Source organism: Acinetobacter sp. YH12255, from assembly GCF_013417355.1.
In the GTDB taxonomy this organism is placed as follows: Bacteria; Pseudomonadota; Gammaproteobacteria; order Pseudomonadales; family Moraxellaceae; genus Acinetobacter; species Acinetobacter pseudolwoffii.
Map to the genome: position 1 here is coordinate 1 of NZ_VPEC01000038.1, position 20,503 is coordinate 20,503.

Consider the following 20,503-nt stretch of genomic DNA (forward strand, 5'->3'; position numbering starts at 1 on the left):
TCAAACGAACAAATAGAGCAGATAGAATTTGCACTCAACCATCGTCCTAGAAAAACACTAGGTTGGTATACGCCTAGTGAAGTTATGGCTGGTTTTTATACTGTTGCACTTGCCGCTTGAATCCGCCATATTACACATTCAATTTTTTGTATTTAAAGATAATTTGGTTGCTATTATCTTAATGATTCGCATTTATTTCTAAAGTTTTATGCTTTAAGTAGAATAAAAAAATGGAGCCGAAGCTCCATTTTTTTATTCAGTTAAACTTAAAGTGCAGCTTTGATTTTTTCAGCCAGCGCTTTAATTTTTTCCTGATCACCCATCTGGGCAGCATGTTTACCCAAGTTGTGCAGAGAAGTCGGCACTAGATGAAAATGAATATGCGGTACAGTCTGGCCAGCAGCAGCACCTGATAATTGCATCAGGACAATGCCGTCAACGCCCAAACCTTTTTCAATTGCTTTCGCAACCTTCTGTACAATTTGAATCGTATAGGCCGCAGCTTCAGGATCTAGATCTAGTAAAGTGATGGCTGGTGCTTTCGGAACGACCAGAGTATGACCATCTGCTTGCGGCATGATGTCCATAAATGCAAGAACCTGGTCATCTTCATACACTTTAATCGCAGGAAGTTCACCGCGTAGAATTCGTGCAAAAATATTCTGATCATCATAAGTCATAAGTACATTCCTTGAGCGTTATTGAATTGAATTATTTACAGTTCAATTCTTTCTGACGATCTTTGATCACGTCAAGACGCTGTTGCTCTTTTTCCGAGAATTTTGGCTTGGTTGTATAGCAATTGTCATTGCCGAACTTCGCTTTTGCTTCTGGATCTTTAAAACAGAATCCTTTAGACGCATAAATCACGTCATGATCATTTTTCAATTTTTTGCATTCCTGTTCAGATGCAAGAACCGATGTTGAAGCCCCGAACAAAGTTGCTAAGCCAATTAATGCTGCAACAGAAAATTTCTTCATGCGAGTTTCCTCTGGGTTATCCACTATATGTGCCTGCCTACTAGTCACAATATGAGGTTTTGTTATCATTATTCAATGGCGAGATATTACTCGATGGTAATATTACTCCATGATTCATACATTTTCACGGCACTGGAAAAATCACTGTTTTTATCCGATAGATCACTGGCCGCCTGAATTAGATTCTGGGTTAATGATAGCACAGGCGCAGACAGTTTAGCCTCACGCGCCAGATCGATTGCGATGCCGGTATCTTTGGCCAAGAGTGGCAGGGCAAAGGTTACAGGAAAACTGCGATTTAAAATACGCTGTGGTAATACGGTTTCGGTCACCATGCTTTTACCACTTGAAGCATTAATACAATCCAGTGCTTCATTCAGGTTGACTCCATGTGCTTTCAGCGTAGTAAAGCCTTCTGCGACCGCACACAGGTTTACAGCCATTAACATATTATTCACGGCTTTCACTGCAAAACCTGCGCCAGATTCACCGACATGCTTAATCAGTGTGCCAAAAGCCTGCATCGCAGGAAGGGCTTTTTCAAAACCTTGGACATCGCCGCCTACCATCACTGTCAAGGTGCCATTTTCAGCACCAATGGTTTGACCGCTGACCGGTGCATCCAGAAAGATAGCACCACGTTCAGCCAGTTGTGCTGCCAGTGTTTGCGCGGAATCCGGTACACCACTGGTACAGTCGACCCAGACTGAGCCGGATTTAAGCGACAAATTTTCCAGAAGTTGTGCTACATCGGCACTGGTCGGCAAACATGAAAAGATAATATCTGCCTGAACGGCCTGTTCTAGCGTAACGGCTTGAGTGCCATATTCAGCAGCATGTTGCTCTGCTTTGTCAAAATTGCGGTTCCAGACATAGACGGTATCAAACTGCTTGGGTAAATGTGCCGCCATACGATAACCCATGGCACCTAAACCGATAAATGCTACTGACTGAATCATGCTGTATCCTCTGAATATGTAAATAAATTTTAATGTTTTTTGGCGATGCTGACGCAGATGCGCTAAGCATCAAGACGTGTAGAGCGCTGCGCCAGCCAGGTCGTCATTTTGGGCCAGAACGTATTGGCTGTTTTCTGGTTGGACATCAGGCCCAGATGACCACCCGGAATCAGAGTAAACGTCTTATCCTGGCTACTTGTCAATTCTATCAAAGGCTTAGCTGACTGTTCTGTGACAATCTGATCGGTTTGGCCGGCACCGACCAACAGCGAGCAGCTGATATTCTTAAGGTCAACAGTACGACCATTTAAGGTGATTGAACCTTGTTTTAAAGGATTTTGCAGCCACAGATGTAAGACCATGTCCTGATTAATCCCGCCCGGATAATCAATCATCTTATTCAGAAAATTTCCCATGGTGGCATGTTCATAGACATTTTCGACATGATCCAGATTCAGTAAAAACTGCTTCTGGCTTTTCAGCCAGCCGATCGGATCCAGTAACTTAAAGCCCAAGGCATTTACAATGCCGGGCGTATGAATATATTGCTTTGGAATATGACCCTGATGAATGGCCTGTTGCAGATTTTTATTTTTAGAAATCAGTTTATTGGTGGTCGAAAACAGTTTGCCGACCCGTCCTGATGCATAACTGTCGATGGGGCTGCCAACGACCATCAAATTTTTGACATGTTCAGGCGAATGCAAGGCGGTATAAAGCGTGACAAATACCCCAGCCATACTCCAGCCGTGTAGGGAAATGAACTGACTGTCCGAATGCTTGCAGATGGTTTCAATAGATTGAGGAATGGCTGCATCAATAAAAGACAAAAAGTTTAAATGACGATGTCTAAAGTTAAAACGTTTCCATTCCACCAGATAGACATCAAAACCGCTATGCTGAAAATGCTTGACCAGCGAACGATAGGGATACAGATCATAGATATCCATATTGATGGCGAGAGGGGCGACAAATACCAATGGCTCCTTGTATTTCTTCTCGGGTGAGGCGTAATAGCGAATCTTGCAAAACTCGGTGCTGGCAATATATTCAAAAGGCGTTTTTTGCGACAGAATCAGAGAGGAGGCATTAAACATCCGGGCACTGAAATGTTTCAATTTTTTTTGCTGGCGCTGAAAGTTTTGTTTTAACTGAATCATGTAAATAAAATATCCGTATCCGGGGAAGGATTGATCGAAGTCTAAGCAATAATTGCTTATTATGCCTTGACCTGAAATAGCATAGGCGCTCAAAATGTTGGCAATTTTTTACAAAAGGCAGCCTTAGGGCTGAGGTAGAGCGATGAGCCAGCAAGACGATATTTCATATCAATTAGAAACTTTAGCCATCCGTACAGGTCATACCCGTAGCTTTGAGGGTGAACATGCTGAACCCATTTTTCTAACATCGTCATTTGTTTATGAAAATGCCGCCGAAGCTGCTGCGAAATTTTCAGGTCAGGAACCGGGCAATATCTATTCTCGCTTTACCAACCCAACCGTTGCCATGTTTGAAAAGCGTCTGGCGGCAATCGAAGGTGCAGAGCGCGCCGTTGCTACCAGTTCAGGTATGGCTGCCATTATGGCAGTGACCATGGCTTTTTTGAAAGCAGGTGATCACGTCATCTGCTCACGTGCAGTCTTTGGTTCAACCGTATCGTTATTTGAAAAATATGTCGCAAAATTTGGGGTTAGTGTCGATTTCGTCGATTTGACCGATCTTGATGCATGGAAAAATGCCATCCAGCCTGAAACCAAATTACTGTTTGTTGAATCTCCATCAAACCCGCTTGCAGAAGTGGCTGACATTCAGGCATTGGCTGATATTGCCCATGCCAATGATGCTTTACTGGCAATCGACAATAGCTTCTGTACACCAGTGTTACAACAACCCCTCAAATTTGGTGCAGACCTGGTGGTGTATTCTGCGACTAAATATCTGGATGGTCAGGGCCGTGCCTTAGGTGGAGCTGTGGTTGGAAACCATAAACTGCTGGAAGAAATCTTTGGTTATGTGCGTACCACAGGTCCTTCAATGAGCCCGTTTAATGCATGGGTATTCCTGAAAGGCTTAGAAACGTTACGTTTACGTATGCGTGAGCATTCAGCAAGTGCGCAGCAACTGGCTGAATTTCTGGATCAGCATCCAAAGGTAGAGAAGGTTTATTATGCCGGTCTGCCTGCGCATATCGGTCATGCGCTGGCAGTGAAACAGCAGACGGGTTTTGGTGGCATTGTGTCTTTTGAGGTGAAAGGCGGTCGTGAAGCCGCTTGGACAGTCATTGACAATACCCGGTTTATCTCGATCACCGGTAACCTGGGGGATGCGAAATCAACCATTACCCATCCGGCAACCACCACACACGGTAAATTATCGCCTGAAGCCAAAGAAGCAGCAGGTATTCGCGAAGGTTTAATTCGTGTTTCTGTTGGTTTAGAAGAGATTGGTGATATTATTCGTGATATTACTCGTGGTTTAGATCTTATCTAATTTTATAAATTTATGTTCGGAGATATTTATGAACATTAATATGTTGATGCAGCAAGCTCAGCGCATGCAAAAAGAAGTTGAAAACAATGTAAAAAAAGCCAAAGAAGAGCTGGCACAAACTGAAGTGCATGCCGAAGCGGGCGGTGGTTTGGTCAAAGTCACCATGACTTGCCGCAATGTGGTGAAGCGTATCGAAATCAACCCTGAATTACTTCAGGATGATCCAGACATGATCGAAGATCTGATTGCTGCTGCAATGAATGATGCTGCGCGTCAGGCAGAATTGGTCTCTGATGAAAGAATGAAAGCAGCAAACTCGGGTATGGGTTTACCACCGGGTCTGGCAGGTATGTTCTAAGGAAGAATGCGCAATGTTTAGTGATCGTTTTGATCAACTGGTTCAAGCATTACGCATTTTGCCAAGCGTTGGGCCGAAATCGGCTCAACGTATGGCATTGCATATGATCATGAAAAATCGTGAAGGTGCAATTGGTCTGGCGCATGCGTTGACTGAGGCGACCAACTACATTCATGAGTGTTCGGTTTGTCATTCATTGACTGAAGATGAAGTGTGCAATATCTGTACGTCGCTAGATCGTGATGATGAATTGCTCTGTGTGGTGGAATCACCTGCAGATGTTATGGCGATTGAGCAAAGTGGCAGCTTTAGAGGGAAATACCATGTACTGGGCGGGCATTTGTCACCGCTCGATGGGATTGGTCCTGAAGAAATTGGCATTCCGTATTTGTTGCACCGTTTGGCCAATGGTCAGGTGAAGGAAGTCATTCTCGCTACTAATGCGACGGTAGAAGGTCAGGCCACGGCACATTATCTGGTGGAAGCCAGCAAGCATCTGCCGATCCAGATGACTCGAATTGCCCAAGGTGTACCACAGGGCGGTGAACTGGAATATGTCGATAGTCATACCTTGAGTCAGGCCGTACATAACCGGATGCGCATGAAGTAAGATAGACTTAAAAATCTTGTTAGTTTTAATATAAAAAAGATATTATTTAAAATCTAGAGCCTAATAAATAAGGGGTATTTTTGCTAGATAGAGCAGAATCAGCGTTATTTTTTATACAAAAATTCTATAGATCAGTTAATATGGATCTATCGAGAATCTAATTTTAGACTCAGTCTTTATGTTTCAATTTATTCAACATCAAAACGATTTATACCCTGTGCTGAACCTGATGGATCAGAGTTCTGTTTACGGGTTGGATACCGAATTTATCAAGGTCGATACTTTGTGGCCGAAACTGGGTGTGTTTCAGATCAATGTAGACAACAAGGTCTATTTGCTGGATGGAACCACCCTGGATCTGACTGAGTTCTTCAATAAAGTTTTTAACGCCCAGCAGAATATTTTTCATGCTTGTAGCGAAGATATTGATCTGCTTTATCACTATACCCAAAAGAAATCACTGACCAATGTGTTTGATACCCAGGTCGGCATGTCTTTTCTGGGGCATGGTCTGCAAGTCAGCTATCAGAATGCGCTCAAACAGATGCTGGAAGTCGATATCGAAAAAGACCAGACCCGTTCTAACTGGCTGGCACGTCCTTTAAGTTCAGAACAATTACTTTATGCGGCCAATGATGTGCATTATCTGGTCAAGCTGTCTGACAAAATCAAACAAGAGCTGGATACGAAATACCTACTGGATTTCGCCTTGCAAGACTGTCGTTTCTTGACTCAGGAAATTGGTGAAGATACACCAACGGCCTTGTTATATCAGGATGTGGGGAATTATCGCCATTCACGCCGTCAGCTGATGCAATTACAGCAATTGATGGTCTGGCGCGATCAGATTGCCAAAGCACTGAATCAGCCACGTAGTTTTATCTTAAAGAATGTCAGTATGATTGATCTGGTCGAGAAGTTCCCGCGCAATAACTTCCAGTTGAGTCAAGTCAAAGATATCCGTTCAAATGTGGTTCGTGAACATGGTAAAACTATTTTAGATTTATTGAAATTCTTGCCGGAACCGGAAAGCTGGCCGTTACGTCTGGCGCGTCCAATCCGTCATTCCTCCAAAGATATCGGCGAAAAGATCGATAACATCATTCAAAATGTAGTCGATGAAACCTCAATTCCAAAAGAAGTGCTGATGCGTAAAAAATGGCTGAATGCCTTGTATCAGCATGTGGTCTTTCATAAGGATGAGCAGGATCTGCCGGATTATCTGCTGGGCTGGCGCTATGAACTGTTAACCCAGCCACTGATTCAGGTGCTGCATCAGGATGAATCTTATTTATCGACCCAGATGAAAGTCAGTGAGTGATCGCTTGCAGGATTGGTTAAAGATAGAGCAATTATACAAAATCACGACTGATGCGTGAGACGTGGCTAATGTTTCTGTCTTTTTTTTGATGTATCCTTGCGGATGTTTTTCCAGAAAAGTCGTTTGAAACATGCAAGTGTCTATCTACAAATCCAGCAAAAAAAGTGAAATGTATCTGTATGTGGCGCGTCCTGCGGATGAAAGCGAAGCTGAAATATTCGAGCCACTCAGCGTATTGTCTGAGCCCGTACAAGCCGCATTTGGACGTGCGACTTTTGTCATGCATCTTGAACTGAGCGAATCGCGTAAACTGGCACGTGCCAATGTATTGCATGTGATGGATTCTATTGCTACACGTGGTTTCTTTTTGCAAATGCCGCCAGAAGGCTTGATTGATCCGAATGCAGTCGCTCCAGAAGGATTGCGTGGCGCTTAATGTTAATTCAGGAGTTGTGAAATGAATGGTTATGTTGCTGTCTTAGACTCAATTCCTGAACAGAGCATTGCTGTTGCAGTTTATCTGCTGGGCAGCCTGATTGCTTTATGGTGCTGGTATGGCGTAACCAGGCGCCTGCCTAAGCCGCTAGGTGGTTTTTTGTGGATTTTAGGCTTTGCCATTCTATTGACACCGACGGTATCCGAGGGGCCGAATGCCTCTATCGCACCTGCAATCTTTGGCTTGCTGTTTGGTGTGTTGACCAAAGAGCAAGCTCTGATTTGGATTAATGCGTCACTTATTTTATTTGTCATTGGGATTGGATCTGTGATTGGCTATTGCTGGTCGACCTATGTGTCGAACAAGGGCAATCTTCGTGTTCACAAGAAAAGTTCACCGTTGTAAGTAAAAAAATAAGGTTAAATCATGTCTGCTGATCATCAACAATTTTCAGGTACAGCTCAGTACATTGCGACTGACAGTTTAAAGTTGGCGGTTAAAGCTGCCCGTAGTTTACAAAAGCCGTTATTGGTCAAAGGTGAGCCTGGTACAGGGAAAACTTTATTGGCTGAGCAGGTAGCAGAAAGCCTGGGCCTAAAACTGATCACCTGGCATATCAAGTCCACCACCAAAGCACAGCAAGGCCTGTATGAATACGATGCGGTGTCGCGCCTGCGTGATAGTCAGCTTGGTGATGACCGTGTCTATGACATCAAGAACTACATCAAGCCGGGTAAACTGTGGGAAGCATTTACCAGCGAAGAACGTTGTGTCTTGCTGATTGATGAAATTGATAAGGCAGATATCGAGTTTCCGAATGACTTGCTACATGAACTCGATAAAATGTCGTTCTATGTGTACGAGACCGGGGAAACCATTACCGCAACCCAGCGTCCAATCGTCATCATTACCTCAAATAATGAAAAAGAATTGCCCGATGCATTCCTGCGCCGTTGTTTCTTCCACTATATCGAATTTCCGGATGAAGCGACCATGCGCGAAATCATCGATGTGCATTTCGAGAATATCTCTGCCACATTGGTCAATGAAGCCTTGCAGGTTTTCTTTAAATTGCGCCAGATTCCGGGTTTGAAAAAACCACCATCAACATCTGAGCTGATTGACTGGCTCAGCCTGCTCATGGCTGACGACATGCCGGAAGATATTTTGCGCAATACTGATAAATCCAAAGCGATTCCACCCTTGTACGGCGCCTTGATCAAAAATGAGCAAGATGTACAGTTGCTTGAACGTCTAGCCTTTATGTCACGTCGTTAAGGGAGAAACACGCATGTTTGTGCGACTGTTTTATACCTTACGCAAATACGGCGTACCGGTCTCAACCCGTGAGCTGATCGATTTGAATCAGGCGGTTGCGGCTGGACTGGTCTTTGCCGATCAGGATGAGTTCTATCAGCTGGCCAAAACTGTAATGGTTAAGGATGAGCGCTATTTCGACAAATTCGATCGCGCCATGAAAGACTATTTTGATGGTATTCAGAGCTTTGATATTGATGAACTGCTGAATCAGGTGCATAAGCTGCCCAAAGACTGGTTCGATCTTGAACTGCTTGAAAAGCATTTGACTCCTGAACAGCGCGAAGAGCTGAAAAAAGCCGGATCATTAGAAGAGCTGATGAAAATGCTGGAAGAGCGCTTGCGCGAACAGCATAAAAAACATCAGGGTGGCAACAAGATGATTGGTACCGGCGGCACTTCGCCTTTCGGTGCCTATGGCGATCATCCGGAAGGGGTGCGTATTGGTGGGCCGGGACGGAAACGCTCTGCGGTGAAAGTCTGGGAGCAGCGTCAATATCGCAACCTCGATGATGAGCAGATTCTGGGAAGTCGTCAGATGCAAATGGCACTGCGCCGTTTGCGTAAATTCGCGCGTCAGGGTGCAGCCGAAGAGCTGGATATCGATGGCACGATTCGTGAAACCGCCAAGCAGGGTATTTTAGACGTACAGCTGGTGCCTGAGCGCCGTAACCGCATTAAGGTGCTGATGCTGTTTGATGTCGGCGGTTCCATGGACTCACATATTGCCCAGTGTGAAAAACTGTTTAGCGCAGCCAAAACCGAATTTAAAACCCTGGATTATTTTTATTTCCATAACTGCCTGTATGACTATGTCTGGAAAGACAATATCCGTCGTTCCAGTTCACGCATGAATACCTGGGATTTACTCAATACCTATGGTCGCGATTATCGGGTAATTGTGGTCGGTGATGCCAGTATGGCGCCTTATGAAATCACCTCGGTCGGCGGCTCGGTTGAATATATGAATGATGAAGCAGGACAGGTCTGGCTACAGCGTCTGCGACAGCATTTTGATAAAACCGCATGGCTGAATCCCGAAGAAGAAAACTATTGGCATTACACGCATAGCATTGGTTTAATTAAGCAAATCTTTGAAGATCATATGTTTCCAATGACTTTGAAAGGCATTGAAGATATGACCAAATATCTCGCGCGTTAATTTTATTTTTCTGTTAGTGGCTTTATCTATAATTATGAGTGGGTTAACCACATTATTTTAGGATAAAGTCATTTGTTGTACATTCCAAAGTTCAGGAATTATTATGGCTCATCAAATTAATGGTATTGCTTTACCCAATGAGGACGGCTTTTTTGGTCAATATGGCGGTCAGTTTATTCCGCCCGATCTAAAACAGGCGATGGACGATATCAATGTCGCTTATCAGGAAATCCGCCATACTCCAGAATTCCAGAACGAGCTTAAAGACCTGTTTGCCAACTATGTGGGTCGTCCAAGTCCTTTATTTCATGCCAAGCGTCTGTCAGATCAGTTAGGCGGTGCACAGATTTATCTGAAACGTGAAGATTTAAATCATACAGGTGCACACAAGATCAATCATTGTCTGGGTGAGGCTTTGCTGGCCAAATACATGGGCAAGACCAAAGTCATTGCAGAAACTGGTGCGGGTCAGCACGGCGTCGCATTGGCAACTGCCTGTGCCTTGGTTGGGATTCCATGTGAAATTCACATGGGTCAGGTGGATATTGAAAAAGAGCATCCAAACGTCGTAAAAATGAAGATTCTGGGTGCGCGCCTGATCTCTGTGACGCGTGGTACAGCAACCCTGAAAGATGCAGTTGATAGTGCATTTGAAGAATACTTGAAAGACCCGAAAAATTATATCTATGCCATTGGTTCGGTGGTGGGGCCGCATCCATTTCCAATGATGGTACGTGATTTCCAGTCCATTATCGGTGATGAAATCAAAGTGCAAAGTAATGACCGTTTTGGTGCAAACCCGGACTATGTGGTGGCCTGTGTTGGCGGTGGTTCCAATGCAGTGGGTGCATTTACCGCTTTTTTAAATGAACCGGAAGTAAAGCTGGTGGGCGTAGAGCCGGGAGGTCATGGCCTGGACACCGATATGCATTCGGCGACCTTAACACTGGGTAAACCAAGTCAATTGCATGGTATGGCCTGCTATGTGCTGGAAGATGAGCAGGGTGAACCTTTACCGGTTCATTCGATCGCATCAGGTCTGGATTATCCAGGGGTGGGTCCGCAGCATAGTTTGCTTAAAGACTTAGGTCGGGTTGAATACACCACAGCGACCGATCAGGAATGTCTGGATGCTTTCATGACCTTGTCGCGTGTAGAAGGTATTGTGCCGGCTTTAGAAAGTTCACATGCAGTGGCCTGGGCAATTCGTGAAGCAGGCAAATTGCCAAAAGAAGTCAAGATCGTGGTCAATCTTTCTGGTCGTGGTGATAAAGACTCGGATTATGTGGCAGAAAAATTAGGTCTAAACTGATTTTATCCAAAACACGAGTATAAAAAATCCCGGTTATATACCGGGATTTTTTATACATTCAATCGAAGCTTGATCTTCAGTTATTTAAATGCGCTTCAAATATTGGAGAGAAAGCCAGAGATGCTTTTAACCTGAAATATATTGCTGTAATTGATCAATCAGTTTGCGTTGGTCATCCATTGCTGCTTTGACCAAATCTCCGATTGAAATCAGACCAAGCAGTTTTTCATCTTCTACCACTGGCAGATGCCGTAGATGGCGCTCAGTCATTAAGGCTAAACAGTCTTCTACAGTCGTCGAGGTATTTACGGTAATCACTTTAGAGGTCATGATTTCATTGACTGTGGTATCGAAAGAGGTTCTTTGCATCAGGGCGATTTTACGAGTGTAATCCCGCTCCGACAAAATCCCTACCACGTTATCTTCATGCGTTACCACAAGTGCCCCGATTCCTTTATCAGCCATCAAGGTGATGGCCTCTAAAACAGTAGAATCTGGACGGATGGTATAAATAGCTTGATGCATTTTTTCATTCAGCACCTGTGCCACATTGGTCATGCTTCATCATCCTTACTGGTCAATTTATTATTAATCCTAGAGTATGCCTTCAACCTGAACATCTCTAAGTGTTTAGGTTTTAGTCTTTATAAATAGCATGTTATTTACGCAATGTGCAGTCTTTGTTGTGAAAAAAATAGGTGACGCATCTGTGCAGTGCTCAGTTTAAGTCTGGTGCCATTGGTATTGCACAGGGCTGGGGTGACATTCAGGCGCGACAAGGTCGGCAATAATGCATTTTCAAAATCTTCAGAATTGATTTTACGCGGAGCATAATCAGGCCAATGTTGCTGGGCATAATTTTTGGCATCGAGAGGATTTAGCCAAAACGGGAAAATACAGTCTTCCTGATCACGCATCATTGCCCAGCCTTGATGATATGCGCCCCATAGCTCGCCACAATTCCTTAAAGATTTCAGCATGGTGATCTTGAAAAGGGATTCTTTACAGATCGGATCAATTTGAATAATTTTTCGTGGTTTCATTAGAATAAAGTGCTATTGGATGTCAGACCCTATTCTAGGAACTTTATAAGTAATTACTGTTTCAGCTTTGCAAGGATTGGTAAGAAAATATGTATTTATTGCTATTTATCGAAAAAAAGGCTGAAAAAAAGGCCACCTAGGTGACGTTTCATTATGCTTGCAGGGTGGCCATGTTCTGCCAGTACTGCGCTTTGAGTGAATCCCGTTCTACACGGAAACCTTGATAATAAAGTTCTGCTAAAAAAAGCGCTGCTTTACCATGACCTGCACGAGCTGCATCTTCAAGCTGTTTTACCGCATCCACAAAGTTCATTTGGGATTGGATGGTATTCACGGCATCTGCATACAGATGTTCCAGATCGTGTTGAGAGAGTTGTTGTATCATATAAAAACTCCTTAATTTTAATTATGATTACAGGACAGACTAATCAGTCTAAATACAAATATAACTTAGTATTGTTAAACTAATATTACAAAATAATGGAAAAGTCAACCATTCGATTTTATTCGTTTACTTTAGTTATAGTTTACATGACTAAACTATACACACTTATAAATATTATTAAGATAAATTGTAAATAGAGATCAAACAATAAGGAGAAAGCCATGATGACAAGAACTTTAGATGGTGTAAATTTTGATATGCCACCAACTGCTGGGCAAATCCTTGAACTTGCACATTTGCATCGCAAGAAACTGGATGACGCTATATTTAGTAAATATACGCATCTAGGTAATTATGGACTGGCACAACGTAAAGAGGTGTATGACTTTACCCGTGCTCTGGATGTCAATCAGCGTGAGCAGTTCTATAAACTCTATAATGGCGAGTTGGTTCGAATTGCAGATGAAGATCGCCTGCATCCCCCTGAAGCAGAAGCGGGGTTAAGTAAATTTGCTGTTGCACTGGTATTGGTGATTGTAGCATTGGTGCTCTATTCAACTATTCTGAGCAGAATGATGAGCTAATCCGCAGAGTCGTGGATTTTAGCCCTGCTAAATATGGCGCTACTGACTTGAACTTATATAAGCCTAACCATACACTACCTTTAACTTGAGGTAGTGTATGTCTATAGATACAGAAAAGTTAATTCAATGGTTCAGCAGAATCAAGCTGGAACAGATTTATAATATTGTTGTCATTTTTATGGTTGTGGTAATTTTATTTTTAGCCGCATTGGCTCTCTATCGTCCGCTTAACATCTCTCAAATCACCCAGATTCGGCAACTTTCTGAACAGCAAAATTTGCCCCAAACTCAGGATCTGGCACTGGCTCTGTTAGAGCAGCAGCACATCCGTCGTGGGCAGTATCTTAAATTGATGCAGGCCTATCAGCAGGAGTCTCTGCGGGCACGTCAGCTGCCACCGCTCTCGGTGGAGATGCCTTAGGCACAGGGTTTGCTGGCAAATTGAAATTGGCATCCATTAAATTCTGCTCCAAGCGCATTTTCAAGGCATCTTTATCCAGTTCTTTATTGACCACGACCAGCGTTAGGCGGTCTGGATGTAAATGTTTGCGTATTGCATTTTGCACATCCTTTGCGCTAATTCTGGCTAGACGTTCCGGATAACTGGATAAATAATCATTTTGCTCACTATAAAAGCCCATATTGCCTAACTGGGCATTAATGGTGGCATTGCTGCTGTAATTGTTAGGGAAGGCGCGCAGCATGCCTGCTTTGGTTTCTTCCAGACGTTGAGTGTCAATCGGTTGGCTGACAAAATTGATAAATGCCTGATGTGCAATCTGAATACTCTCTAGTAGCTGATCCTGCCGTGTAGAATATTTAAAGCTGAATACTCCGGGTGCCTGACTAAAGCTGAATGAGCTATAAGCGCCGTAGCTAAAACCACGTTTGACCCGCAGTTCCTGCATCAGTACCGCATTAAATCCACTCCCGCCAAACATGCGGTTGGCGACTTCTAGGGCCAGTCGGTCTTCAGTAAAGCGTGATGGCCCTATATGTCCAAAGGTGATATGCGCCTGAGACGAGTTATAAGGTAAATGCACCACTTCAAAACCATATTTAATTTCAGGCGGTGGTAATGCAGCTGCTTTTTGACCTTGAGGTAAATTGCCGGCAATCCGTTCTGACAGTTCCAGCGCCTGTTTGGGGCTGAGTTTACCGGTAATAGCAATATTCATATTTTGCGCCACCAGAAACTGATCACGGAATTGTTTTAATAATTCGGCATTAATTTTCTTGGTACTGCCTTGGGTGCCACTAATTGGCTCTGCATAAGGATGCTGACCATATAGAGTACGATAAAAACGAATATCCATCAGCCGGCTTGGATTTTCCTGTAATTGCTTTTGTCCCACTTGGGTATTGCTTAAAGCCAGATTAATACTGGCGGGTTTAAATGACGCATTCTTTAGAACTTCCATCATCATTCCGAGTGCCGGTTCCAATTTATTTGGATCTGAAAGCGTACGCAGCCGAACCACAAACATGTCCCGATAGGCCTGTACGCTAAATTGTGCTCCAGTCTGGTCAAAAATTGCCGCGACCTGATTCGCACTATATCTGTCTGTGCCTTCACGCATCAACTTGGCTGCCATACTGGACAGGCCATAGAGTCCTTTAGTAATTTCCTGATCACGCGCCGAGCCGGCATTAAAAGTCAGCTGGATATCCACCATTGGAAGATCTTGGGTTTCAACAAATAGCGTACGTACCTGATAGCGATTGTTCAGGTCGTGAATATACGGTGCCTGAAATTCACGCTGCGGATTGAGATTTTTCAGGCTTTGCAACAGAGGGATAGACTGTAACTGACTCGGATTATCGTTTTGATCGGGTTGAGGATCCAGATAATTTTCTGCATCGACAGCAGAAGTAAAACTTAAAATAAAAATAAGTAAAAAAGGACGAAGATGATGACGCATTGCAATCCCCATTATTGGGCTTTTTGTTCAGGTGAGAGATAAAGTGTGCTGAGATTGTCTCGGACGAAATAGGCATTGGCGACACGCTGGATATCCTGAACGCTGACACTTTCAAAATGCTTGGGTAGTTGATCCATCAGCCGATAACTCAGTCCATTGACTTCCAGATTGCCAATCATTTTGGCCTGGCCGGCAATATCATCCTGACTATAAATCAAACTGGAGATAAAGCGGGTACTGATACGATCTACTTCCTGTTGGGTCATGGCGGTGGTTTTGAGTACATCCACTTCATCCTGAATCGCTTGTTGTGCCTCTTGCAAAGATACGCCTGGCGCAGGTAAGGCAGAAATGCCAAACAGGCTGTCACCACGATTATAAGGATCATAAGAAACGCTGACAGAGGTCAGAATTTTACGATCACGCACCAGACGGTCTTGCAGGCGTGAAGAAATGCCGCTGTCCAAAAGACTGCGAATAATGGTCAAGGCATACGCATCTTGTGGGTTTTTGGCAGTGCCGAGGGATTTCACATTCCAGGTCATGTACAGATTGGGCACCTGAACATTGCTGTTAATTTCCATATGCCGATAGCCTAAGCGCTCAAACTCCAGCACATCATTACGTGGCGGTGTTGGACACGCAGGAATATCTCCAAAATATTTTTGCACTTGCGCTAAAGCCGCTTCCGATTCCACATTTCCGACAATTACCAGAATGGCATTATTGGGGCTATACCAGTCCCGATACCATTTTTTGACATCATTTAACTGAATATTGTTCAGGGTTTTCATATGTCCAATCACCGGTTGGCGATAATGGCTGGTCGGATAACTGATCCATTTAAAGCGTTCAAAGGCCTGAGCGCGCGGGTTGTCATCGGTACGCTGGCGCCGTTCTTCCATCACCACTTTAATTTCTGGCTCAAAGTCCTGCTGCCGCAGTAATAAATTGCTCATGCGGTCAGATTCAAGTTCCAGTGCCATAGGGAAATAGGCCTTAGGATAGAGCTGATAATAATTGGTGTAATTGGTAAAGGTGGCGGCATTGATGCTACCGCCATAAATCCGGCTCAGACGGGTAAATTCGTCATTTGGAACTTTATGCGTACCTTTGAACATCATGTGTTCAAGTGCATGCGAGACCCCCAGAATATTGCCAGATTCATCACTGCTGCCGACTTTGTACCAGATCTGGGTCATCACCATGGGCGCACGATGGTCTTCCCGAATAATGACTTTTAATCCATTACTTAAAGTGGTTTCAAAAGTGGTGCGTGATAATTCACTACGAGTCTGGGCTTGGGCCTGATTAATACTTAATCCCAGCAATAGGACACCAAGTGGATAAAGCGTTTGTTTAATCATTCTGGAAAAAGAGGAGACAGTCAAAAAGGTAGCGGACACTAGATCTCCCAAAAAATAGGCATTTGTATTTAGGGTTATTTTTAATAAATGCGGAGATGAAAGCAACCAAGAGCTGTAGCTTTTTGGTATGTTTGTCCAGCATTTGCATTGCTAGCTGCAAAGCAGGCAAGTTATGGTAGAATCTGGGTTTTTAACGCAATGCTTTTCAAGGATTCGGCATGCAACAGCAATCTAATGGGCAAAACAAATTTTTGATTGATGCTGATATCGGAGATGATGATGTCACATTACCGAGCTTACCTGCGGTCAATGTGCCTATCGTAGAAACGCCAAGCGAAGCAGCTGTAGTTTCTGCACCTGTCGTAACAGAAACTGAAAATGAAGATTCTGCGGCGAAAGGTGGCTTCTTTAGCCGTATGAAAGAGGGTTTAACCAAAACCCGTAAAAACCTTGCCGATGGGATGGTCAATATCCTGATCGGTGGTAAAGAAATTGATGATGAATTATTAGAAGAAGTCGAAGAGCAGCTGCTGGTGGCCGATATTGGTGTGGAAGCCACCAAGACCATCATTGCTAACCTGACCGAGCGTACCGAACGTGGTGACTTGATCTACTCGCATTCACTGTATAAGGCGCTTCAGGAAGAACTGGTGGCTTTATTGGCACCCCGGGTAAAACCGCTACACATTGATCCGAATAAATCGCCTTATGTGATTTTAGTGGTCGGTGTAAATGGTGTAGGTAAAACCACCACGATTGGCAAACTGGCCAAACGTCTGCAAGGTGAAGGCAAGACTGTCATGCTGGCGGCAGGTGATACTTTCCGTGCAGCTGCAACGGAGCAGCTACAGATCTGGGGTGAGCGTAATAATATTGCGGTCGTGGCTCAAGGCAATGGTGCAGACTCGGCTTCAGTCATTTTCGATGCTTTTGAAAGTGCGCGTGCCAAAGGCGTAGATGTATTAATTGCTGATACAGCTGGTCGTTTGCATAACAAAGGTCATTTGATGCAAGAGTTGACCAAAGTAAAACGTGTCATGCAGAAAATTGATGCGACTGCACCACATGAAGTGATGTTGGTTGTCGATGCCGGAACAGGTCAGAATGCCATTAACCAGGTCGAAATGTTTGATGAGGCGGTAGGCCTAACCGGTTTGACCATTACCAAACTCGATGGGACTGCCAAAGGTGGCGTACTGTTTAATATTGCCAGTCGTACTCATGTGCCGATTCGCTTTATTGGTGTGGGTGAGAAAATTGATGACTTGCGTCCTTTCTCTGCCAAATCTTTTGTTGCTGCATTGTTTGAAACTGAAAATAAATAATGCGTGATAATTCACACAAACTCCGCTAAGTGCGGAGTTTGTTGTTTTTGAGGGGTTTGAATGCTTTAAAAATCAGCTAGAAAATATGAACCAGATCTATCTACCGTAATAAAGCCATTATACTTGTATGGGATTATTCGAGCTGTTTTAGCTGGGTTTTGTGGGGGGAAGAAATGGCATTGCTAAATAAAATTGGTCAGGTATTAACAAGTGATATAACCAAGGACTTTAAATTTTCGAAAAAAAACAAACCTGATGATGATTTGAAACTGACTTTTGTTGATCAGTTGAAAAAGCGCCGTAGTATTTATGAACTTGGCAAGCGGGTACATTATAGTCAGGCGTATCTGAGTGAAATGCTTCAGGCAGCAGTTCGCAGTTGTCCTTCAGCCTATAATTCCCAAAGTACGCGGATTGTAGTGTTATTTGCGGATTCTCATTATAAGTTTTGGGAACTTGTCAAACAGGTTCAGCGCCAGCATGTGCCCACACATATTTACGAAGGTGCAGAGATCAAGTTAAATCAGTGTGCCGCGGCATATGGCACGATTTTATTTTACGAAGATCAAGCCGTGATTCAGCAACTACAAAAGAAAATGCCGCTCAATGCAGAAGATTTCCCGATCTGGTCTGAACAGACATCAGGAATGGCGCAATTTGCCGTGTGGACTGCATTGGCAGATTCGGGTTTAGGTGCATCTTTACAGCATTATAATCCGCAGATCGACACTTTAGTCGCCGAGCATTTTGACATTGAAAAGAGCTGGTTGTTACGTGCCCAACTTTGCTTTGGCTCGATTGAGCAGGCAGCAAAAGAAAAATTAGAACAGCAAGATCAGCACTTTTTTAAAGTATTGGGTTAAAAACCGATGAAGGACGGTATAGCAGCATGGATGCTGCGAATGAAATCTAATACAAATATTCTATTCAGATCTAAGTCTGATTGTTCTATAAATAAAACACATTGTTATGGGAATGCACCTGTTTTAAGTGCTCAAAACACGTAGTATGACTTTATTAGTTTTTAATAATCAAAATACATAGAGGTGAATTTATGGCATTTTTAGATCAAATCAAACAGCGCCGAAGCATTTATACCATTGGGAAAAATGTGAGCTTGGAGCAGGCTGAAATTGAAAATCTCATTAAAGATGCAGTTAAACACAGCCCATCATCTTTTAACTCGCAAACTTCTCGTGTGGTAATTTTATTTGGTCAATCACATGATACTTTCTGGCATATTGTGCGTGAAACCTTGCGTGATCTTGTTTCGACAGATGCATTTGAAGCAACCAATAATAAAATTAATGGTTTTGCAGCAGGTTATGGCACCGCATTGTTTTATGAAGACCAGAATGTGGTGAAATCGATGCAAGAACAGTTTGCACTCTATGCCGATAACTTCCCGGTCTGGTCAGAGCATTCTTCAGCCATTGCGCAGTTTGCAACCTGGACGGCTTTGGCAGAGAAGAATATCGGTGCCTCGTTGCAGCATTACAATCCAATTATTGATGAAGAGGTTGCACAAACTTTTGAAGTCCCATCGCACTGGAAGCTTCGCGCACAATTAGTTTTTGGTTCTATTGAAGCACCTGCGGGCGAAAAAACCTTTATGGATGATGCGGAGCGTTTTAAAACCTTTGCATAAATCGGGTTTCAGCTAAAAAGAAGTGCTTTTGTGCTTCTTTTTTTATTTGTACTGGCTAAATAGCAGATAATTTAAAATTGCCAGTCAAATAAATGCTAAAAGTTCAGGTGAAATAAGAGAAGTTTTTGTCATAAAATTGTCATTTCAACGCGGCATAGTGCAGCTCAACTTTAATAATTAACTTGAAATGAGTAGATGATATGGATTTTCGTATTGCGACAACTGTAGCGGCACTGTTGTTTAGTACTTCGGTTTTTTCAACGGTGACTATTACGGTACCTGAAGAAATTAAGATTGTTGCGGTAAATAATCAGGAAATAAAATCAAGTCTATTACGTTCTAATTCAACTTATAAACTGGATGCTGGAATGAATAATATCAGCGTCCGCTATAATGAGTTTTTTCAGCACTCTGATAATTCACATGATATTTTAAAGTCGGGAGTGCTTACTGTAAAAACTCCAGAGCTTAAAGATGGTGAAACCTATCGTTTAGCGTTAATTAATGCACCTCAGAATTTTGACGAAGCTAAAAAGTACCAGGATCAGCCCATCATTGGCTTATATGATGCAAAAAATCAGCTGCTTGTTCAGCAAGCGGGCGCTAAAGATGCAGCGAGAACATGGTTTGCAAATAATGTATTGACCAAAACAGTCGAGATGAGTAGCAAGTCAGCAACATCACTTAATCAACCAGCACCTGTATATGCTCAGGCAGCTAGTGTAGCTACGGTCGCCACTCCTCAAACTCAATTCGTCGGGCAGAATGATCAACAACTCATTCAATTATGGCAAAAGGCCTCCAAAGCTGAACGTCAAAAATTTATGACTTGGTTGGCTGAACAGACGAATTAAAAGATAAAGTATGAAGGATCAAATGGTATTGATGCTTTTTTAATAGGTAGAGTGCAGAGATTTATATTTGGTTATACTTTTAATGCAAAAAATCTGGAAAATCTCTCAGAAAAGGCTAAAAATAACATTTTAGATTAAAAAATAAACGTACAAGTCACTTTTTTGAATCTTTTTGAGAAAAGCCCTTGCGCTTGTTTTTAAAGTGTATAGAATACGCTGCATCAAGGCGATACAGCAAAACGAACTTAGTTGATTAAGTTAGGTTGTTGTGTGAGTTGCCTAGTAACTTGTTTCTGACGAAGAGCAAGAAGATCATTAAGAGATTATGAAGAACAACTTGTGTGGATTTTTACTGGTTGATCGATCGAAATTATTTTCATTGATTGATGGTAGAAATGACTCGAAGTTTATTTGAGAAATATTTGTCAG

The 20,503-nt window shown here is 43.1% G+C and carries 24 protein-coding genes and 1 pseudogene; 16 read left to right on the forward strand and 9 right to left on the reverse strand.

The genetic code is table 11. The features are described 5' to 3' along the window. A pseudogene (locus tag FTV30_RS12985) lies at positions 1-120 on the forward strand (IS30 family transposase); the annotation flags it as partial. Positions 121-266: 146 nt separating this feature from the next. Here the strand turns inward: FTV30_RS12985 and FTV30_RS12990 are convergent. The 4 genes from FTV30_RS12990 to FTV30_RS13005 all read right to left on the reverse strand — a co-directional run bounded on the left by FTV30_RS12990 (position 267) and on the right by FTV30_RS13005 (position 3,100). Further along, on the reverse strand, positions 267-680 hold the full coding sequence (locus FTV30_RS12990; RefSeq protein ID WP_005170623.1) for an HIT family protein: 414 nt from the start codon (positions 678-680) through the stop codon (positions 267-269). Between the two features lie 31 nt (positions 681-711). Continuing rightward, positions 712-981, reverse strand: coding sequence for a YARHG domain-containing protein (locus tag FTV30_RS12995; RefSeq protein WP_005170626.1), 270 nt, complete (start codon positions 979-981; stop codon positions 712-714). Positions 982-1,067: 86 nt separating this feature from the next. Continuing rightward, on the reverse strand, positions 1,068-1,940 hold the full coding sequence (locus FTV30_RS13000; RefSeq protein WP_005097081.1) for an NAD(P)-dependent oxidoreductase: 873 nt from the start codon (positions 1,938-1,940) through the stop codon (positions 1,068-1,070). Positions 1,941-2,002: 62 nt separating this feature from the next. Further along, positions 2,003-3,100, reverse strand: coding sequence for an alpha/beta fold hydrolase (locus FTV30_RS13005; RefSeq protein ID WP_180001731.1), 1,098 nt, complete (start codon positions 3,098-3,100; stop codon positions 2,003-2,005). A 142-nt stretch (positions 3,101-3,242) separates the two neighbouring features. Between FTV30_RS13005 and FTV30_RS13010 the strand changes: the two genes are divergently transcribed. The 9 genes from FTV30_RS13010 (at position 3,243) to trpB (ending at position 10,946) form a co-directional block, all read left to right on the forward strand. Next, on the forward strand, positions 3,243-4,430 hold the full coding sequence (locus FTV30_RS13010; protein WP_005170631.1) for an O-succinylhomoserine sulfhydrylase: 1,188 nt from the start codon (positions 3,243-3,245) through the stop codon (positions 4,428-4,430). 28 nt (positions 4,431-4,458) lie between these two features. Next, entirely contained in the window at positions 4,459-4,788 is a 330-nt protein-coding gene (locus FTV30_RS13015; protein WP_004731251.1) for a YbaB/EbfC family nucleoid-associated protein, read from the forward strand. Positions 4,789-4,801: 13 nt separating this feature from the next. Next, positions 4,802-5,398, forward strand: coding sequence for a recombination mediator RecR (recR, locus tag FTV30_RS13020; protein WP_004278698.1), 597 nt, complete (start codon positions 4,802-4,804; stop codon positions 5,396-5,398). Between the two features lie 178 nt (positions 5,399-5,576). Next, on the forward strand, positions 5,577-6,719 hold the full coding sequence (locus tag FTV30_RS13025) for an HRDC domain-containing protein (RefSeq protein WP_005097077.1): 1,143 nt from the start codon (positions 5,577-5,579) through the stop codon (positions 6,717-6,719). A gap of 130 nt (positions 6,720-6,849) precedes the next feature. Then, positions 6,850-7,155, forward strand: a complete 306-nt coding sequence (locus FTV30_RS13030; RefSeq protein ID WP_159138294.1) for a YcgL domain-containing protein — start codon at positions 6,850-6,852, stop codon at positions 7,153-7,155. Between the two features lie 21 nt (positions 7,156-7,176). Then, positions 7,177-7,560: a hypothetical protein gene (locus tag FTV30_RS13035; RefSeq protein ID WP_005170643.1), complete on the forward strand. Its 384-nt coding sequence runs from the start codon at positions 7,177-7,179 to the stop codon at positions 7,558-7,560. A 21-nt stretch (positions 7,561-7,581) separates the two neighbouring features. Beyond that, a complete protein-coding gene (locus FTV30_RS13040; RefSeq protein ID WP_005097074.1) occupies positions 7,582-8,433 on the forward strand; it encodes a MoxR family ATPase in 852 nt (283 codons plus the stop codon). 13 nt (positions 8,434-8,446) lie between these two features. After that, positions 8,447-9,634, forward strand: coding sequence for a VWA domain-containing protein (locus FTV30_RS13045; protein ID WP_180001732.1), 1,188 nt, complete (start codon positions 8,447-8,449; stop codon positions 9,632-9,634). A 103-nt stretch (positions 9,635-9,737) separates the two neighbouring features. Beyond that, complete coding sequence (gene trpB / locus FTV30_RS13050) at positions 9,738-10,946, forward strand: tryptophan synthase subunit beta (protein WP_005170649.1); 1,209 nt, start codon at positions 9,738-9,740, stop codon at positions 10,944-10,946. A 126-nt stretch (positions 10,947-11,072) separates the two neighbouring features. Here trpB and FTV30_RS13055 read toward each other — a convergent pair whose 3' ends face one another. From FTV30_RS13055 to FTV30_RS13065, 3 genes are all read right to left on the reverse strand, one after another. After that, the gene (locus tag FTV30_RS13055) at positions 11,073-11,504 is read right to left on the reverse strand and encodes a CBS domain-containing protein (RefSeq protein WP_005097071.1); all 432 of its coding nucleotides are present in this window, start codon (positions 11,502-11,504) and stop codon (positions 11,073-11,075) included. A gap of 104 nt (positions 11,505-11,608) precedes the next feature. After that, positions 11,609-11,989 (reverse strand): DUF2750 domain-containing protein, encoded by a 381-nt coding sequence (locus tag FTV30_RS13060; RefSeq protein WP_180001733.1) that lies wholly within the window; start codon positions 11,987-11,989, stop codon positions 11,609-11,611. Positions 11,990-12,140: 151 nt separating this feature from the next. Continuing rightward, a complete protein-coding gene (locus FTV30_RS13065) occupies positions 12,141-12,374 on the reverse strand; it encodes a hypothetical protein (RefSeq protein WP_005097069.1) in 234 nt (77 codons plus the stop codon). Between the two features lie 224 nt (positions 12,375-12,598). On the opposite strand from FTV30_RS13065, the gene FTV30_RS13070 reads away from it, so the two are divergent. Beyond that, the gene (locus FTV30_RS13070) at positions 12,599-12,958 is read left to right on the forward strand and encodes a hypothetical protein (RefSeq protein ID WP_035337940.1); all 360 of its coding nucleotides are present in this window, start codon (positions 12,599-12,601) and stop codon (positions 12,956-12,958) included. A gap of 97 nt (positions 12,959-13,055) precedes the next feature. Next, positions 13,056-13,379, forward strand: coding sequence for a hypothetical protein (locus tag FTV30_RS13075; protein WP_005170656.1), 324 nt, complete (start codon positions 13,056-13,058; stop codon positions 13,377-13,379). Here FTV30_RS13075 and FTV30_RS13080 read toward each other — a convergent pair. Continuing rightward, a complete protein-coding gene (locus tag FTV30_RS13080) occupies positions 13,303-14,880 on the reverse strand; it encodes a pitrilysin family protein (protein WP_180001734.1) in 1,578 nt (525 codons plus the stop codon). The genes FTV30_RS13075 and FTV30_RS13080 overlap by 77 nt on opposite strands. 11 nt (positions 14,881-14,891) lie before the next feature. Further along, entirely contained in the window at positions 14,892-16,286 is a 1,395-nt protein-coding gene (locus tag FTV30_RS13085) for a pitrilysin family protein (RefSeq protein ID WP_180001735.1), read from the reverse strand. 179 nt (positions 16,287-16,465) lie between these two features. Between FTV30_RS13085 and ftsY the strand changes: the two genes are divergently transcribed. The 4 genes from ftsY (at position 16,466) to FTV30_RS13105 (ending at position 20,074) form a co-directional block, all read left to right on the forward strand. Then, entirely contained in the window at positions 16,466-17,572 is a 1,107-nt protein-coding gene (ftsY, locus tag FTV30_RS13090) for a signal recognition particle-docking protein FtsY (protein ID WP_005097061.1), read from the forward strand. A gap of 173 nt (positions 17,573-17,745) precedes the next feature. Further along, the gene (locus tag FTV30_RS13095; RefSeq protein WP_005097060.1) at positions 17,746-18,435 is read left to right on the forward strand and encodes a nitroreductase family protein; all 690 of its coding nucleotides are present in this window, start codon (positions 17,746-17,748) and stop codon (positions 18,433-18,435) included. Between the two features lie 191 nt (positions 18,436-18,626). Then, positions 18,627-19,220 (forward strand): nitroreductase family protein, encoded by a 594-nt coding sequence (locus tag FTV30_RS13100; protein ID WP_005097059.1) that lies wholly within the window; start codon positions 18,627-18,629, stop codon positions 19,218-19,220. A 200-nt stretch (positions 19,221-19,420) separates the two neighbouring features. After that, positions 19,421-20,074 (forward strand): DUF2057 domain-containing protein, encoded by a 654-nt coding sequence (locus tag FTV30_RS13105; RefSeq protein ID WP_005170671.1) that lies wholly within the window; start codon positions 19,421-19,423, stop codon positions 20,072-20,074. Positions 20,075-20,503: the final 429 nt, after the last annotated feature.

Bases quoted from the DNA above. Each gene is read 5' to 3' on its own strand.
- FTV30_RS12990 (WP_005170623.1), bottom strand. From the start codon at position 680: ATGACTTATGATGATCAGAATATTTTTGCACGAATTCTACGCGGTGAA.
- FTV30_RS12995 (WP_005170626.1), bottom strand. From the start codon at position 981: ATGAAGAAATTTTCTGTTGCAGCATTAATTGGCTTAGCAACTTTGTTC.
- FTV30_RS13000 (WP_005097081.1), bottom strand. From the start codon at position 1,940: ATGATTCAGTCAGTAGCATTTATCGGTTTAGGTGCCATGGGTTATCGT.
- FTV30_RS13005 (WP_180001731.1), bottom strand. From the start codon at position 3,100: ATGATTCAGTTAAAACAAAACTTTCAGCGCCAGCAAAAAAAATTGAAA.
- FTV30_RS13010 (WP_005170631.1), top strand. From the start codon at position 3,243: ATGAGCCAGCAAGACGATATTTCATATCAATTAGAAACTTTAGCCATC.
- FTV30_RS13015 (WP_004731251.1), top strand. From the start codon at position 4,459: ATGAACATTAATATGTTGATGCAGCAAGCTCAGCGCATGCAAAAAGAA.
- recR (WP_004278698.1), top strand. From the start codon at position 4,802: ATGTTTAGTGATCGTTTTGATCAACTGGTTCAAGCATTACGCATTTTG.
- FTV30_RS13025 (WP_005097077.1), top strand. From the start codon at position 5,577: ATGTTTCAATTTATTCAACATCAAAACGATTTATACCCTGTGCTGAAC.
- FTV30_RS13030 (WP_159138294.1), top strand. From the start codon at position 6,850: ATGCAAGTGTCTATCTACAAATCCAGCAAAAAAAGTGAAATGTATCTG.
- FTV30_RS13035 (WP_005170643.1), top strand. From the start codon at position 7,177: ATGAATGGTTATGTTGCTGTCTTAGACTCAATTCCTGAACAGAGCATT.
- FTV30_RS13040 (WP_005097074.1), top strand. From the start codon at position 7,582: ATGTCTGCTGATCATCAACAATTTTCAGGTACAGCTCAGTACATTGCG.
- FTV30_RS13045 (WP_180001732.1), top strand. From the start codon at position 8,447: ATGTTTGTGCGACTGTTTTATACCTTACGCAAATACGGCGTACCGGTC.
- trpB (WP_005170649.1), top strand. From the start codon at position 9,738: ATGGCTCATCAAATTAATGGTATTGCTTTACCCAATGAGGACGGCTTT.
- FTV30_RS13055 (WP_005097071.1), bottom strand. From the start codon at position 11,504: ATGACCAATGTGGCACAGGTGCTGAATGAAAAAATGCATCAAGCTATT.
- FTV30_RS13060 (WP_180001733.1), bottom strand. From the start codon at position 11,989: ATGAAACCACGAAAAATTATTCAAATTGATCCGATCTGTAAAGAATCC.
- FTV30_RS13065 (WP_005097069.1), bottom strand. From the start codon at position 12,374: ATGATACAACAACTCTCTCAACACGATCTGGAACATCTGTATGCAGAT.
- FTV30_RS13070 (WP_035337940.1), top strand. From the start codon at position 12,599: ATGACAAGAACTTTAGATGGTGTAAATTTTGATATGCCACCAACTGCT.
- FTV30_RS13075 (WP_005170656.1), top strand. From the start codon at position 13,056: ATGTCTATAGATACAGAAAAGTTAATTCAATGGTTCAGCAGAATCAAG.
- FTV30_RS13080 (WP_180001734.1), bottom strand. From the start codon at position 14,880: ATGCGTCATCATCTTCGTCCTTTTTTACTTATTTTTATTTTAAGTTTT.
- ftsY (WP_005097061.1), top strand. From the start codon at position 16,466: ATGCAACAGCAATCTAATGGGCAAAACAAATTTTTGATTGATGCTGAT.
- FTV30_RS13095 (WP_005097060.1), top strand. From the start codon at position 17,746: ATGGCATTGCTAAATAAAATTGGTCAGGTATTAACAAGTGATATAACC.
- FTV30_RS13100 (WP_005097059.1), top strand. From the start codon at position 18,627: ATGGCATTTTTAGATCAAATCAAACAGCGCCGAAGCATTTATACCATT.
- FTV30_RS13105 (WP_005170671.1), top strand. From the start codon at position 19,421: ATGGATTTTCGTATTGCGACAACTGTAGCGGCACTGTTGTTTAGTACT.